This is a genomic window from Psychrobacter sp. TB20-MNA-CIBAN-0197, from assembly GCF_040309765.1.
GTDB classification, from domain to species: Bacteria; Pseudomonadota; Gammaproteobacteria; order Pseudomonadales; family Moraxellaceae; genus Psychrobacter; species Psychrobacter submarinus.
Genome location: NZ_JBEOPC010000613.1, coordinates 1 through 271 on the forward strand (window position 1 = coordinate 1; position 271 = coordinate 271).

General features: G+C 44.3%; 1 protein-coding gene. It reads left to right on the plus strand.

Translation table 11 applies throughout. From position 1 onward, the window contains the following. Nucleotides 1-271, plus strand: a 271-nt coding sequence (locus AAEY83_RS15200; protein WP_351060219.1) for a ribonuclease E/G, incomplete at both ends; no start/stop codon positions are given.

The following is a 271-nucleotide window of genomic DNA, read 5'->3' on the forward strand; positions in this document are numbered from 1 at the left end:
GATATGAAACGCATGCTAGGCGGGCTTGACTTGCCAAAAGGCATGAGCGTCATTATTCGTACTGCTGGTATTGGTAAAACTCAAGAAGATTTGCAACACGATTTAAACCATCTGCTCAATATCTGGCAAGCCATCCAAGAGCAAAACCAAAAATATCCATCACCGCGCTTGGTACATCAAGAAGCGGGCGTTGTTACTCGTGCCGTGCGTGATTATCTACGCGATGACATTGCTGAGATTTGGATCGATAACGAAAACGCTTATATAGAAG